Raw genomic sequence first — 11,351 nt, 5'->3', positions numbered from 1 at the left:
AGCGAAACTAAAGGTCCCCCGCACGGCCCCTGGGGACGGGGATGCCATCAAGGCTTTGCGCTTGGCTCTGATGATCGACCGTGGGCGAGTTCCGCCTGCTCCGTCCGGGCCCGTTCGATCCCGGCCTCGACGACTTTCGCCGCCTCGGAATCGGGGGGCATCATCCCTAGCAGCTTCTGCCAGTGCGCGATGGCCGAGTGGTAGTCCCGGCGCTGCACCGCAGCAGCGCCGGCCAGAGTCAGAGGCAGGGCTGCATTGGGATCGAGCGACAAGGCCCGCTCAAGCAGACGAGTGGGCTCTCCCTCAAAGCCGGAGCCACGGATTCTGGACAGCGACTCCGCGTATTCCGACAAAGCTTGTGGATCGTTCTGGACAAGTTCATTGGCGCGGGTGAATGCATTGACGGCTTGCTCATGATCGCCGAAGTAGCGGTAGGAACGCGCCAGCATAAGCCAGCCTCCAGGATGATCGGGGTGCTGGGCCAGTCGTGCCTGCAGTGAGGCCACCATGGCTCGCACATCGGCTTGCGTCGTCATACCTGCGCTGCGAACCTGTGACGGGTCCACGGCGGCCGGATTCCCCAAGTACGAATAGGTCAGCGCCGTCGCGATCGGCAGCACAATGGCGACAGTGATCGCTGCCCGCCTGCTTCCAGCAGGTGGCCCCAATCTCGACGGCGATGGAGCAGTTTCATCCAGCGCTCGCCGTTGCAGATCGGATCTTGCATCGGCCAATTCATGGGCCGACAGCGTGCCATTGAAGTGGTCTCTCTCCAATTCCGCCCATTGATCGCGCAGTACCGCGACGTTCACGCTGTCAGGGGCAACCTGGTTGCCCGCATCATGTCCCCCTCGCCAGAGGAGGAAAGAAAGCCATAGCGAGACGCCTCCCACGAGCACCGACGCCAGAACCAGGAAAACGATGCTCATGACTCGTCCAGGGCATTGTGTGGCGGAGCCAGCAGCGCGTCCGCGTGTCTGCGCTCCTCTTCATTGAGGGCAGCATTCTTCGGCTTGCGGTTTCGGCTGCGCAGACTCATGACCAAGACCACAAAGCCCAAGGCAAGCAGCGCGAACGGGCCAAACCAAAGCAGCATCGTTGTCGGCTTCAATGGTGGGCGGTAAAGCACAAAGTCGCCGTATCGTTCGACCATATAAGTTCGGATGTCATCATCGCTTTTTCCGGCACGGATCTGCTCGCGAATCTGTTGACGCAAGTCAGCGGCGAGATCGGCCTGCGAAGCTGCAATCGACTCGTTCTGGCAAACCAGGCAACGCAACTCGGATGCAATGCCCAGCATGCGGTCCTCGGCCGCCTGGTCGCTGGCCCAGACCGGAGCTGTGAACAAAAAGAAAAACAATGCCAGCCGCCAGAGGATCATCTCTCAAGCTCCTGCACCAGCGGCAGCAGCTCGCTGCGCATTTCACCCGCGTCCATCGGCCCGGTATGCTTGTAGCGAATGATGCCCGCCTTGTCGATCAGATAGGTTTCCGGCACGCCGTACACCCCGAAGTCGATGCCGACAGCCCCATGCGCATCGGAGATCGTCGTTTCAAAGGCGTTGCCATTGCGTCCTAGCCAGGCGATGGCGTTCTGGGGCGTGTCCTTGTAGTTCATGCCGACCACCGAAACGGCATGCCTGCTGGCCAATTCGGTGATGACGGGATGCTCCTCAAGACAGGGCGCGCACCAGGAAGCCCACACGTTCAGTACCCATACTTTCCCGATCATGCTCTCGGGCGAGAAAGTCTTGTCCGGGGCTTGCAGTTGCGGAAGACTGAAGCGTGGCGCGGGCTTGTTGATCAAGGGCGACGGCACCTCGCTGGGCTTGAGCGTCAGTCCCATCGCAAGGAATGACACCAATACAAAGAATCCGAGCAGCGGCCATAGGAAGCGGTTCATGATGTGGCCTCGGGCAATGGCTGGGCGGCGTGTTGACGGCGAGGCTTCAGACGGTATCGACGATCGCTGATGGCCAAGCCGCCGCCAAGCGCCATCAGGATGCAGCCGATCCAGATCCAGTCGACGAACGGCTTGTGGTAGACACGAACGCTCCAAACGCCCTCTCCGAGCGGTTCGCCGAGCGCCGCGTAGACGTGGCGCAGTCCATTTGCGTCGATCGCCACTTCGGTCATCGGCATCTGCGAGGCCGGGTAGTTGCGCTTCTCCGGATGGAGCCGACGCAAGACCTTGCCGTCGCGCGACAGTTCGATATCGCCTATCTGCGTCACGTAGTTGGGTCCTCGCGCGCTCCTTACGCCGACCAAAGTGAGGTTGTAGCCGCCGATGCTGACGGACTCTCCCTGGGCCAATCGAACGTCTCGCTCGGTCTCATACCCACTGACGATGGTCACGCCAGTCACGAATACCGCGATGCCCAGATGCGCCATATGCATCCCAAGCCAACTGCGCGGCTGGGCACGCAACCCGCCGCGGGTGGCGCGCATTCGACCGAAGATGACCTTCGGAGCAAGGCCACTTCCAAGTCCCGGCGAATCACGACAAACACCGGATGGGCAACGAGGGGCTGGCTCACTGGCTCATGCCCCCATCCGGACGGTCTGAGAAGCTTTCACGGCCAGCTCTTGGTGACTTGTCAGAACGACCATTCCGCCACGGGACTGGTGCCCATGGATCACTTCACCAAGCCATCGCGCACCGAATTTGTCCAGCGCTGTGGAGGGCTCGTCGAGAATCCATAATTTCCTCTTGTAGAGGAGCAGTCGAGCCAGGCTTGCACGGCGCTTTTGGCCTTGCGACAACATCCGGACCGGCAGATGCCTGTGCTCGGTCAAGCCAACGTCGTCCAGCGCTGATTCCACACGTTCCGGGGTGAGTGGCTCACCTGCAATGGCGGCTGCGGCGAGCAGGTTGTCCAAGGCATTCAGGTCTTCTTTGAGCCCAATGCCATGGCCGCTGTAGACCAGTTCGCGTTGGTATTCACTCCATTGATTGCGTAGCGGCTTTCCTTTCCATAAAACTCTGCCGGCATCCGGCGTTGCGAAGCCTGCGAGCGATCGCAATAGCGTGGTCTTCCCGTTGCCGTTCTCGCCTTGCACCAACAGGCACTCGCCCGGCGCGATCCGGAAAGTCAAATGGTCAAACAGTCGGCGCTCCCCCCGAATGCCCACCAGATCGAGAGCTTCAAGCATGGGCCGGGTCATAGTTCATACACATGGGCATCCTTGGAAGGTGCGCCCTTAACAGGCCGTTGAAAAAGTGCTTTTCGAACGCATCAGGGACGCTGAGTGCGAAGACACGAGCTGCCCAGACGCGTCTGCGCAGCGATTGCAACGGCCCATCTGGCCGGTTTGCAGGCCCTCCCGCCCATTTCGGGCGCACGTATCCCTGGGCTCACGCATGATGCGCGTCCCACCAGCCGCCGATGCTGCCCATTCGCACAAGGTTGTAGGTGGCAAAGCACAGCAGCGCCTGGCCCGTGAGCTTGGCCTGACCGATCAGCTTGGTCTTTGCCAGACCACCGACGGTCTTGATCCAGCCAAAGGCCTCTTCGATGCGCTTGCGCACCTTCAGGCTGGTCTTGTAGCCCTCGTGCCGTGTCACTCGCGCATCCACCGCCGAGTGTTTGTCCTTGGCCGCCACGTGGGGCGTGACTTTGAGCTTTCTGCAGCCTTTGATGAAGGCCTTGCTGTCGTAGCCCTTGTCGGCACCGACCGTGGCCCGTTTGTTCCTGTTGCCCCGACGCTCCAACATGGCCAGCGCCGCCTCGCGCTCGGCCGTGCCGCTGGCGTGGGTGATCTCGACATCCACGATCAGCCCGTTGCGGTTCTCCATGAGGATGTGCCCCATGTGGCACAGGCGGGATTTGTCGCCCTGGCTCTTCTTGAACAGCCGGGCATCGGCGTCCGTGGTGCTCTCGTGGGTGTCGTTGCAGCGCTCCTGCCCCTTGAAGTCCACCTCGGGGTTGCGCCCAGGCGGCGTGCCGCTGTCGTCGTCTTTGCGCTTGAAGCTCTTGTGCGAGGCCCAGGCGTCAATGAGCGTGCCGTCCACGCTGAAGTGCTCGTCGCTGGCGAGCTTGCCCCACTGGGCACTGAGCTTGACGCGCTCGAAGAAGGCGCGGGCGAGGTCTTCGTTGAACAGACGTTCGCGGTTGGCGCTGAAAGTGGAGTGGTCCCAGACCTTGTCTTCGATGTTCAGGCCCACGAACCAGCGGTACAGCAGGTTGTAGTTGATCGCTTCGACCAACTGGCGCTCGCTGCGGATGGAGAACAGGATCTGCAGCAGCAAGGCCTTGAGCAGCATCTCCGGTGGCACCGATGGGCGGCCACGGCGGGCGTACACCGCTTCGAACTCGCGGTTCATGGTTGCCAGCAGCGCATCAACCACCGCGCGCAACTTGCGCAGCGGGTGTGCCTGCGGCACGCGCTCTTCAAGGCTGATGTAGCTGAACATCGCCCCCTGGAAATCTTGACTGCCTCTCATCGTCCTCGTCTGGGTCGGGCTTCAGATCGTAGCGGCCAACGCGGGCGTCGGCGGGGGATTTTTCAACGGCCTGTTAAGGGGCAATCTTCAAAATCATGTCTTCTCCCGATTAACTGAGAATTAGCGGGAACTTGCGTCCTACGTTGCTGTCATTTCTGGCCTAACATGAGCGTGTCAAACAAGCAAACTCAGGTGGGTAGGCGCCATGCGAATATTGTTGGTGGAAGACGACGAACTGATCGGGCGAGGGATCGTGGCCGGTCTGCACAAGCACGGCATCGCGGTGCATCACGTCGCCACCGCAGAAGAAGCCGAAGCCACGCATGCAGAAGACACCTTCCACGCCCTGGTGCTCGATCTCGGGCTTCCCGACCGGGACGGCATGGAGTTGCTGGCCAGCATGCGGGCCGTCGAGCCTCTGTTGCCTGTCCTGATCCTCACGGCGCGGGACGCCATCGAACACAGGCTCAAAGGGCTACATGAAGGTGCCGACGACTACATGGTCAAACCGTTCGATCTGCGTGAACTCGCGGCCCGGCTGCATGCGCTGTTCAGACGCACGCAAGGCCGTGCGGCCCAGGTCATCTCGGCCGGCCCCCTGCGGCTGGAGCCGGAGAGCGGGCTGGCCTGGTTCGAGGGCGAGTCCGTCTCCTTGTCGCGCTGCGAGGTCGATCTGCTGGCCCATCTCGCCAACGCCGATGGCCGGTGGGTCCCGCCCGACATGCTCAACGAGCGCTTGTATGGCCTCGGGAAAGAGATCGGCAGCAATGCGCTCAATGTGCATATCCACAACATCCGCCGCAAGCTCGGTGCCGAAGCCATCGAGACGGTCCGGGGGCTCGGCTATCGGCTGGGCTGGAGGCTCGCATCATGAGCCTGCGCCTTCGGGCTGTTCTGATCGCCGGTATCTCGCTGTTGGTTCTGTGGGGTGCTGCCGCCGGCTGGATGATGCGCGGCGTTCATTCCAATCTCGACCGAACCCTCGACGGCCGCCTTGCCATGTCGGCACGCATGGTGTCCGGGCTTCTTGAACGCGCCGCGCTGGCTCCGAATGCGGCGTCCAACGACTTCACCCAGGCGGTGCGCGTCAGCGGCAAGGAGGGCATCGCATGTGAAATCCGGTCCTTGCAGGGAGAGATCCTGGCACGAACGACCACTGGACCTCACTCGGAGTTCGAGTCACTGCCGGCCGGCTTCAGCACGCGGGACGTTTTGGGACATCAGTGGAGGGTCTACGTTCTTCGTGCCAATGGCTACCAGATCACGACGGCGGATCGCGTGGATCAGCGGGATATGCTGATCAACGAACTGCTGAGCGTGGCTGGCGTGCCATTCTTGATTGCTTTCCTTGGCGGCCTGGCTGCCCTTTGGATCGGCATTGGCCGGGGGCTGGCCCCCCTGGAGGCTCTGTCGCAGCAATTGCGCGACAAACACGCGGACGACACGTCCCCCATTGCTGTCAACCATTCGCCCTCGGAACTGCGCCCGGTTCTGGACGCAATGAATGGGCTTCTCAAGCGCCTGGCACGAACACTTGCCAGCCAGCGGGCATTCACCGATGCCGCGGCGCACGAGCTGCGCACACCGTTGACCGTGATCGATACGCATCTGCAGGTGGCCCGGCTCAGTGAAGGCGACGAGGTGGCATCGTCTCTCTCCAGTGCAGAGGAAGGCGTGAAACGACTGAGGCGCACCTTGGACCAGATGATGACGCTGGCCCGCGCCGAGACGTCTGCCGACAAGGCGGACGGTTGCACCTCTGTGGTCGCTTCTATCGGCGGCGTGCTGGAACAGTGGAAGGCGCACGAAAATGAGCGCTTGTCGTTGAACATCATCGGCGAGGACACCGGAACTCCGGTGCCCAAGTCGATGCTGGAAACGGCGGTTCGCAATCTGGTTGACAACGCAATGCGCTACTCGCCGCGAGATGCGGCGATCGAGGTTGGCGTGTTCCTGGATCCGAATGCACAGCGGTGTGTGGTTACCGTATCGGACCGTGGCCCCGGGCTGACTGCCGAGCAGGCATCCCAAATCGGCCAACGTTTCTGGCGCGGCGACCAGGGCCGAAAGAGCAAGGACGGGGCGGGCCTGGGCATTTCGATCGTGCGGGCCATTGCAGAGAGATTTGGTGGGGCACTGAATCTCGAACCCCGGGAAGGGGGAGGTCTGGTTGCGAAATTTCTCGTGCCCACTGACCCTGCACCCAAAAAAAGCCAAGCCTGGCCTGCAGGACGCAGTTTGGATTCAAAGCCGTAGGTTTGGTGTGCTGCCATGGATGGCGGGGTTACAGCCAAGGGACGGATGCATGCTGATGTGGTTCCCCTTCGTTCGATCCATCGTCTGACTTGGGTGTAACCAGCCGCCGGGGATCGGGCTCATGGCAGTGCTCGTGCGGCTGCCGGTCTTGCGGCTACCGTCGGGTCGGGCGCCATGCGAGACCAGCCAGCACCATCCCTATGAGCAACAGGACGGGCTGGTCGCCATGGCGAACGTACGGCGTCAGGCCGCTCATGCCTTGTACGGTCACGGACAACACGCCCGGCCTGTGTGGCGGCAGAGCGGCAGCGACCCGTCCTTTCGCTGGCATGTGGCCATGAAACGAAGCGTGCGCCAGGCGCTGGACAAGGACAAGCCCGTAGATGCGTTGATCGAGCAGCACGAGAAGATCAAGGCGAGCATCCGGGCCAAGGTGGAACACCCGTTTCGAATAATCAAGCAGCAGTTCGGGTATGTGAAGGTGCGCTACCGCGGCCTGAAGAAGAACACGGCGCAGATCGTCACGCTGTTTGCGCTGAGCAACCTGTGGATGGTCAGGCACAAGTTGCAGGCCCTGGGACAGGTGCGCGTGCAAGGGGCGTAATGCCCGCCAAACCGGGGGAATTACGCTCGATACGCGCTTGAACTGAGCTTGGCGACTTGGTCGAGGCCGGTTTTACCTGTCAAGCGGGCGTGGCACGTTCACAAGTGATTCGTGCAGAGCATCCCTAACGCCGGCCCTGCTTCACAAAACCGCGCGCGGCGTAACGGACGTAATCAGCGGTCAACGGCCCGCAGGCGCGGAGGCGGCGGTACGCGTTTCGTGCAGCGCCCGCGCGCTGGCGGCCGAGAACAGCAGCACCGCGGACGAAAAGTAGATCCACATCAGCAGCACCACCAGCGAGCCCGCAGCGCCATAGGCCGACACCACCGCCGCGGTGGACAGGTACAGCGCCAGCAACTGCTTGCCCACCGTGAACAGCGTGGCGCCCACCACCGCGCCGAATACCAGGCAATGCGTGGGCGGCTTGGGGCCGCTGCCGATGCGCATCAGCCCCAAGAACAGCGCCACCGCCACGGCGAAGGCCACGGCCTCATTGACGATCTGCAGCAGCGTGCCCGAGCCGAACGGCAGCCGCGCGCTGGCCCAGGTGGCCAGCACGTTGATGGCCGTGGACAACACCAGCGACACCAGCAGCAGAAAACCGATGGCCAGCACATAGGCCAGGCCCCGCAGGCGCAGGGAGGCCATGCGCCACCACGCCTTGCGCTCGGGCGCGGGCTGGCCGTGTGCCCACAGCCGCTCCAGCGCGCTCTGCAGCTCCACAAACACCCCCGTCGCGCCGGACAGCAGCAGCACGAAGCCGGCCACCGACGCGAGGCGCCCCTCGGCCGGCTCCTGCGCGCTGGCCAGCGCCAGGCGCACCACCTCGGCGCCGCGCTCGCCCATCACCCCGCGCACCTGGGCGATGAGGTTGCTCTCCAGGTAGGCCTGGTCGATCCACCACCCGAGCACCCCCACCAGCAGCAGCAACAGCGGCGCCAGGCTCAGCATGCCGTAGAACGACATCGCCGCGCTCATGCGCAGGCCGTCGGCGTCCAGCCACATCTGCACGGCGCGCACCAGCGGCGCAATGGGCTGCAACACCCGCTGCAGCAGTGGCTGGGCAAAAGATTTGAGGCTCTGCAGGGACAGTGGCATGGCCCGATTGTGAACAGTGCGGGCCCGGCCCCCTGTCGGCGCAAGCCGATAGCCGGCCGCGCACCGGCTGCCACGGACCAGGTGGACGCTCTTACACTCCCCAGTCTTCACTCACCACGACAGACAAGCATGCAAACGCGTTGCGCCCTGGTCGGTATGCCGGGCTCGGGCAAATCCACGGTGGGCCGCCAGCTCGCCCGCCGTCTGGGGCTTCCCTTCGTGGACCTGGACCAGCGGCTGGAGCAGCGGCTGGGCACCAGCATCCGCGACTATTTCGACCAGCATGGCGAAGCGGCCTTTCGCGACCACGAGGCTGCGCTGCTGGCCGAGCTGGCCGCCCAGCCCGGCGGCATGGTGCTGTCCACCGGCGGCGGCGCCGTGCTGCGCGAGGACAACCGCGCCACGCTGCGCCGCGGCTTTCCCCATGTGATGTACCTGCGCGCTTCGCCCGACGAGATCTTCAAGCGCATCAAGCACGACCGCACGCGGCCCCTGCTGCAGGTGGACGACCCGCTGGCCCGCCTGCGCGACCTCTACCGCGCGCGGGACCCGCTGTACCGCGAGGCCGCGCACTACGTCATCGAGACCGGCCGGCCCACGGTGCACACGCTGGTCAACATAATCATGATGCAGCTGGAGATGGCGGCGCCGGGCGACCCGGTGTAGCAAGCGCCCTTCCTCAGACATGAAAAAGGCCCCGCATGCGGGGCCTTGGTTCTCTTGCGGCGCAGAGGCTTACCAGCTGCGCACACGTCCGGTGTCGATGTGCACGAACTGTTCCCGGGCGTAGTAGCCCACGCCGCCCGCCCGCAGGGAGATGGCGGCGTCGCGCAGGTCGCTCAGGGACACGCCGGGCAGGCGCACGTCGATGGCCTTGCCGTCCATGTGCAGGCTGCGCCGCGCCACACCGCCGCCGCGCGTGGTGCGCAGCGTCTCGTTGGTGTGGGGGCTGCGGTAGCCGGAGATGACCTCGAAAGGCCGCTGCGTCTGCAGCGTCTGTCGCACGCGGTGCAGCAGGTGGAACAGGTCCGGGTCCATCACGCCGACGTCGCCGCTGTAGTGGTCGCGCAGGAAGTGGTTGAGCGTGGGCAGCGCCGCGGGAACGAATTGTTCGCCCTGGGCGTAGACCAGCGCCAGCCGCTCATGGGTGTGCAGGTGGTTGAAGGCCAGGCGCCGCGCAAGGTCCTGCTCTTCGCTGAGCGACGCCAACGCCGCCTTGGGCAGCAGCACCGCGGCCGCTGCGGCGTGCGCGACGGCGGCGCCGCGCCCCAGGAATAGACGGCGGTGGGGGTTGTGCGGTGGAGCCATGCGCGAAAAACCTCGAAAAAGCGAAAAAACGCGCTATTTTGGACCGATCACCCCGGCAGCACTACCCGCGCGGACCGCATCGTAGGGTTTTGCCGAATGCTGGCGCAGCAGGCTGGCGAGCTTGCGGTCATGGCCGTACAGGTCGCCATAGAAGTGCGGACGGCCGTCCTGCACCACCACGGTGATGTGCGTGATGATGACCGGCACCGGATGCGGCAGCCGTACGAACACAGGCTTGGGCTGCGCCATGGCCGCACGGATGCGCTCCACGGTCCAGGTGGGATCGTCCTGCAACACGAACTGGGCGAGCGCCACCGGCTCCTCGACACGCACGCAGCCGTGGCTCAGGTCGCGCCGGCTGCGGCCGAACAGCGTGGGCGCCGAGGTGTGGTGCAGGTAGATGTTGTCGTTGTTGGGCAGCACGAACTTGATATCGCCCAGCGCGTTCAGCGGCCCCGGGCGCTGGCGTATGCGCGCCTGGCCTGCCAGCACGGCGCCCAGCATCTCGGGTGTAGCGTCGGTGCTCACGCCCGCCGCGCTGACGAATTCCATGCCCTGCCGGGCCAGGTAGCCCGGGTCGCGGCGCAGGCGCGGCACGATTTCGCCGCGGGCGATGGACGGCGGGATGTTCCAGTACGGACTGAATTCGATGGACTGCATGTCCTCATCGAACAGCGGCGTGCGCGTATCCAGCGCCTTGCCGACGATGACCGCCATGGACAGGCGCAGCGTGATCCTGCCGCCCGCGTACTCATAGGCGCGCAGGCGGTATTCGGGCACGTTCACGGCGATCATGCGCGGGCCCTGCAGCACGGGCGTCCAGCGCAGGCGCTCCATCTGCAGCGCGATCTGCTCGGCGCGTGCGGCCGGGGGCACATTCAGCGCCGCCAGCGTGGTCGCGCCCAGCACCCCGTCCGCCTCCAGCCCGTGGCGGCGCTGGAAGGCCGTGACGGCCTCGACCAATGCGGGGGTATATTGCGCGGGCGCGGACGCTGCGGGCGGCTCGCCCGTGGGCTGCGGCGGCAGGTCGCCCAGCGCCACCAGCCGCTCGGCCAGCACGCCCAGGCCCTCCCAGGGCTGGCCCGGCGTGAGCTTGCGGCCCGGCAGCGCGGGCAACGGCTGCGCCCAGGCAGGGTGAGCGCCCATCGCGCGGTACTGCGCCAGCAGTGCGCGCAGCGCCGGGTACATGGGCACGCGGGGGATGGCCGCGTCCCGCGCCTGCTGGATCTGGCCGTCGGCCAGCGCGGTCTGCAGCGCGGCGCGCAGGTCGGGCTGGGGGCGGCGGGAGTGGTCGTAGCGCTCGTTGAGCCGTGCCGGATCGATGCGCCCGCCATGCAGCTCATACAGGTAGCGCTCCACGGCCTGCGTCAGCTCCTGGTCGAGCGCCACGGCGCAGGCGGCATCCAGGCCGCGTGCGGCTGCGGCCGCCAGCGCATCCCTCAGGTGCTGCGCGCCATAGTCGGCCGGCTCCAGCCCATCGGCTGCGGCGTCGTTGAGCCAGCGCACCGCTTCATGCGCAGCCGGCAGGGGGCGCCCGTCAGCCGTCAGCCAGGACGGGTTCGCCCAGGCAGCCAGCGGCATCCAGGCCGCCAGCAGCAGGGGTGCAGTGTGGTGTGTCAGCAGGCGCAGGTTCATGGGTCGA

Annotated in this window: 12 protein-coding genes and 2 pseudogenes; 4 read left to right on the top strand and 10 right to left on the bottom strand. The window is 64.9% G+C overall.

From position 1 onward, the window contains the following. Positions 1–47: 47 nt before the first annotated feature. The 6 genes from ccmI to K2L43_RS00895 all read right to left on the bottom strand — a co-directional run bounded on the left by ccmI (position 48) and on the right by K2L43_RS00895 (position 4,443). A complete protein-coding gene (gene ccmI, locus K2L43_RS00920) occupies positions 48–929 on the bottom strand; it encodes a c-type cytochrome biogenesis protein CcmI (protein WP_108240893.1) in 882 nt (293 codons plus the stop codon). Next, entirely contained in the window at positions 926–1,381 is a 456-nt protein-coding gene (locus K2L43_RS00915) for a cytochrome c-type biogenesis protein (protein ID WP_020204480.1), read from the bottom strand. The genes ccmI and K2L43_RS00915 overlap by 4 nt, the downstream gene beginning before the upstream one ends. Beyond that, positions 1,378–1,902 (bottom strand): DsbE family thiol:disulfide interchange protein, encoded by a 525-nt coding sequence (locus tag K2L43_RS00910; RefSeq protein WP_108240894.1) that lies wholly within the window; start codon positions 1,900–1,902, stop codon positions 1,378–1,380. The genes K2L43_RS00915 and K2L43_RS00910 overlap by 4 nt, the downstream gene beginning before the upstream one ends. Continuing rightward, a complete protein-coding gene (locus tag K2L43_RS00905; protein WP_240431974.1) occupies positions 1,899–2,447 on the bottom strand; it encodes a cytochrome c-type biogenesis CcmF C-terminal domain-containing protein in 549 nt (182 codons plus the stop codon). The genes K2L43_RS00910 and K2L43_RS00905 overlap by 4 nt, the downstream gene beginning before the upstream one ends. Positions 2,448–2,540: 93 nt before the next feature. Next, positions 2,541–3,164, bottom strand: coding sequence for a cytochrome c biogenesis heme-transporting ATPase CcmA (gene ccmA, locus K2L43_RS00900; protein ID WP_220638315.1), 624 nt, complete (start codon positions 3,162–3,164; stop codon positions 2,541–2,543). Positions 3,165–3,354: 190 nt separating this feature from the next. Beyond that, complete coding sequence (locus K2L43_RS00895; protein WP_011803559.1) at positions 3,355–4,443, bottom strand: IS5-like element ISDisp1 family transposase; 1,089 nt, start codon at positions 4,441–4,443, stop codon at positions 3,355–3,357. Positions 4,444–4,648: 205 nt separating this feature from the next. Between K2L43_RS00895 and K2L43_RS00890 the strand changes: the two genes are divergently transcribed. Both K2L43_RS00890 and K2L43_RS00885 read left to right on the top strand, forming a co-directional pair. Continuing rightward, positions 4,649–5,317 (top strand): response regulator, encoded by a 669-nt coding sequence (locus tag K2L43_RS00890; RefSeq protein WP_220638314.1) that lies wholly within the window; start codon positions 4,649–4,651, stop codon positions 5,315–5,317. Then, the gene (locus K2L43_RS00885) at positions 5,314–6,699 is read left to right on the top strand and encodes an ATP-binding protein (RefSeq protein ID WP_220638313.1); all 1,386 of its coding nucleotides are present in this window, start codon (positions 5,314–5,316) and stop codon (positions 6,697–6,699) included. Before K2L43_RS00890 ends, K2L43_RS00885 begins: the two co-directional genes overlap by 4 nt. A 154-nt stretch (positions 6,700–6,853) precedes the next feature. Here K2L43_RS00885 and K2L43_RS18925 read toward each other — a convergent pair. Continuing rightward, positions 6,854–7,024: pseudogene (locus K2L43_RS18925) on the bottom strand (apolipoprotein N-acyltransferase); the annotation flags it as partial. Between K2L43_RS18925 and K2L43_RS00880 the strand changes: the two are divergent. Next, a pseudogene (locus K2L43_RS00880) lies at positions 7,025–7,303 on the top strand (transposase); the annotation flags it as partial. Positions 7,304–7,483: 180 nt separating this feature from the next. Here K2L43_RS00880 and K2L43_RS00875 read toward each other — a convergent pair. Continuing rightward, positions 7,484–8,401, bottom strand: coding sequence for a YihY/virulence factor BrkB family protein (locus tag K2L43_RS00875; protein ID WP_220638312.1), 918 nt, complete (start codon positions 8,399–8,401; stop codon positions 7,484–7,486). A gap of 129 nt (positions 8,402–8,530) precedes the next feature. On the opposite strand from K2L43_RS00875, the gene K2L43_RS00870 reads away from it, so the two are divergent. Continuing rightward, positions 8,531–9,067, top strand: coding sequence for a shikimate kinase (locus K2L43_RS00870; RefSeq protein ID WP_220638311.1), 537 nt, complete (start codon positions 8,531–8,533; stop codon positions 9,065–9,067). Positions 9,068–9,136: 69 nt separating this feature from the next. Here K2L43_RS00870 and K2L43_RS00865 read toward each other — a convergent pair whose 3' ends face one another. Both K2L43_RS00865 and K2L43_RS00860 read right to left on the bottom strand, forming a co-directional pair. Then, a complete protein-coding gene (locus tag K2L43_RS00865) occupies positions 9,137–9,709 on the bottom strand; it encodes a YcbK family protein (RefSeq protein WP_011803618.1) in 573 nt (190 codons plus the stop codon). 33 nt (positions 9,710–9,742) lie between these two features. Then, entirely contained in the window at positions 9,743–11,344 is a 1,602-nt protein-coding gene (locus tag K2L43_RS00860; protein WP_220638310.1) for a murein L,D-transpeptidase, read from the bottom strand. Between the last annotated feature and the right edge of the window lie 7 nt (positions 11,345–11,351).

Source organism: Diaphorobacter sp. MNS-0, assembly GCF_019602835.1.
GTDB lineage: Bacteria > Pseudomonadota > Gammaproteobacteria > Burkholderiales > Burkholderiaceae_C > Diaphorobacter > Diaphorobacter nitroreducens.
This window is presented reverse-complemented; position numbering and strand designations above follow the sequence as displayed.

What these genes read in the sequence shown, in the direction of transcription:
- ccmI (WP_108240893.1), bottom strand. Translation starts at nt 929, where the DNA reads ATGAGCATCGTTTTCCTGGTTCTGGCGTCGGTGCTCGTGGGAGGCGTC.
- K2L43_RS00915 (WP_020204480.1), bottom strand. Translation starts at nt 1,381, where the DNA reads ATGATCCTCTGGCGGCTGGCATTGTTTTTCTTTTTGTTCACAGCTCCG.
- K2L43_RS00910 (WP_108240894.1), bottom strand. Translation starts at nt 1,902, where the DNA reads ATGAACCGCTTCCTATGGCCGCTGCTCGGATTCTTTGTATTGGTGTCA.
- K2L43_RS00905 (WP_240431974.1), bottom strand. Translation starts at nt 2,447, where the DNA reads ATGCGCGCCACCCGCGGCGGGTTGCGTGCCCAGCCGCGCAGTTGGCTT.
- ccmA (WP_220638315.1), bottom strand. Translation starts at nt 3,164, where the DNA reads ATGACCCGGCCCATGCTTGAAGCTCTCGATCTGGTGGGCATTCGGGGG.
- K2L43_RS00895 (WP_011803559.1), bottom strand. Translation starts at nt 4,443, where the DNA reads ATGAGAGGCAGTCAAGATTTCCAGGGGGCGATGTTCAGCTACATCAGC.
- K2L43_RS00890 (WP_220638314.1), top strand. Translation starts at nt 4,649, where the DNA reads ATGCGAATATTGTTGGTGGAAGACGACGAACTGATCGGGCGAGGGATC.
- K2L43_RS00885 (WP_220638313.1), top strand. Translation starts at nt 5,314, where the DNA reads ATGAGCCTGCGCCTTCGGGCTGTTCTGATCGCCGGTATCTCGCTGTTG.
- K2L43_RS00875 (WP_220638312.1), bottom strand. Translation starts at nt 8,401, where the DNA reads ATGCCACTGTCCCTGCAGAGCCTCAAATCTTTTGCCCAGCCACTGCTG.
- K2L43_RS00870 (WP_220638311.1), top strand. Translation starts at nt 8,531, where the DNA reads ATGCAAACGCGTTGCGCCCTGGTCGGTATGCCGGGCTCGGGCAAATCC.
- K2L43_RS00865 (WP_011803618.1), bottom strand. Translation starts at nt 9,709, where the DNA reads ATGGCTCCACCGCACAACCCCCACCGCCGTCTATTCCTGGGGCGCGGC.
- K2L43_RS00860 (WP_220638310.1), bottom strand. Translation starts at nt 11,344, where the DNA reads ATGAACCTGCGCCTGCTGACACACCACACTGCACCCCTGCTGCTGGCG.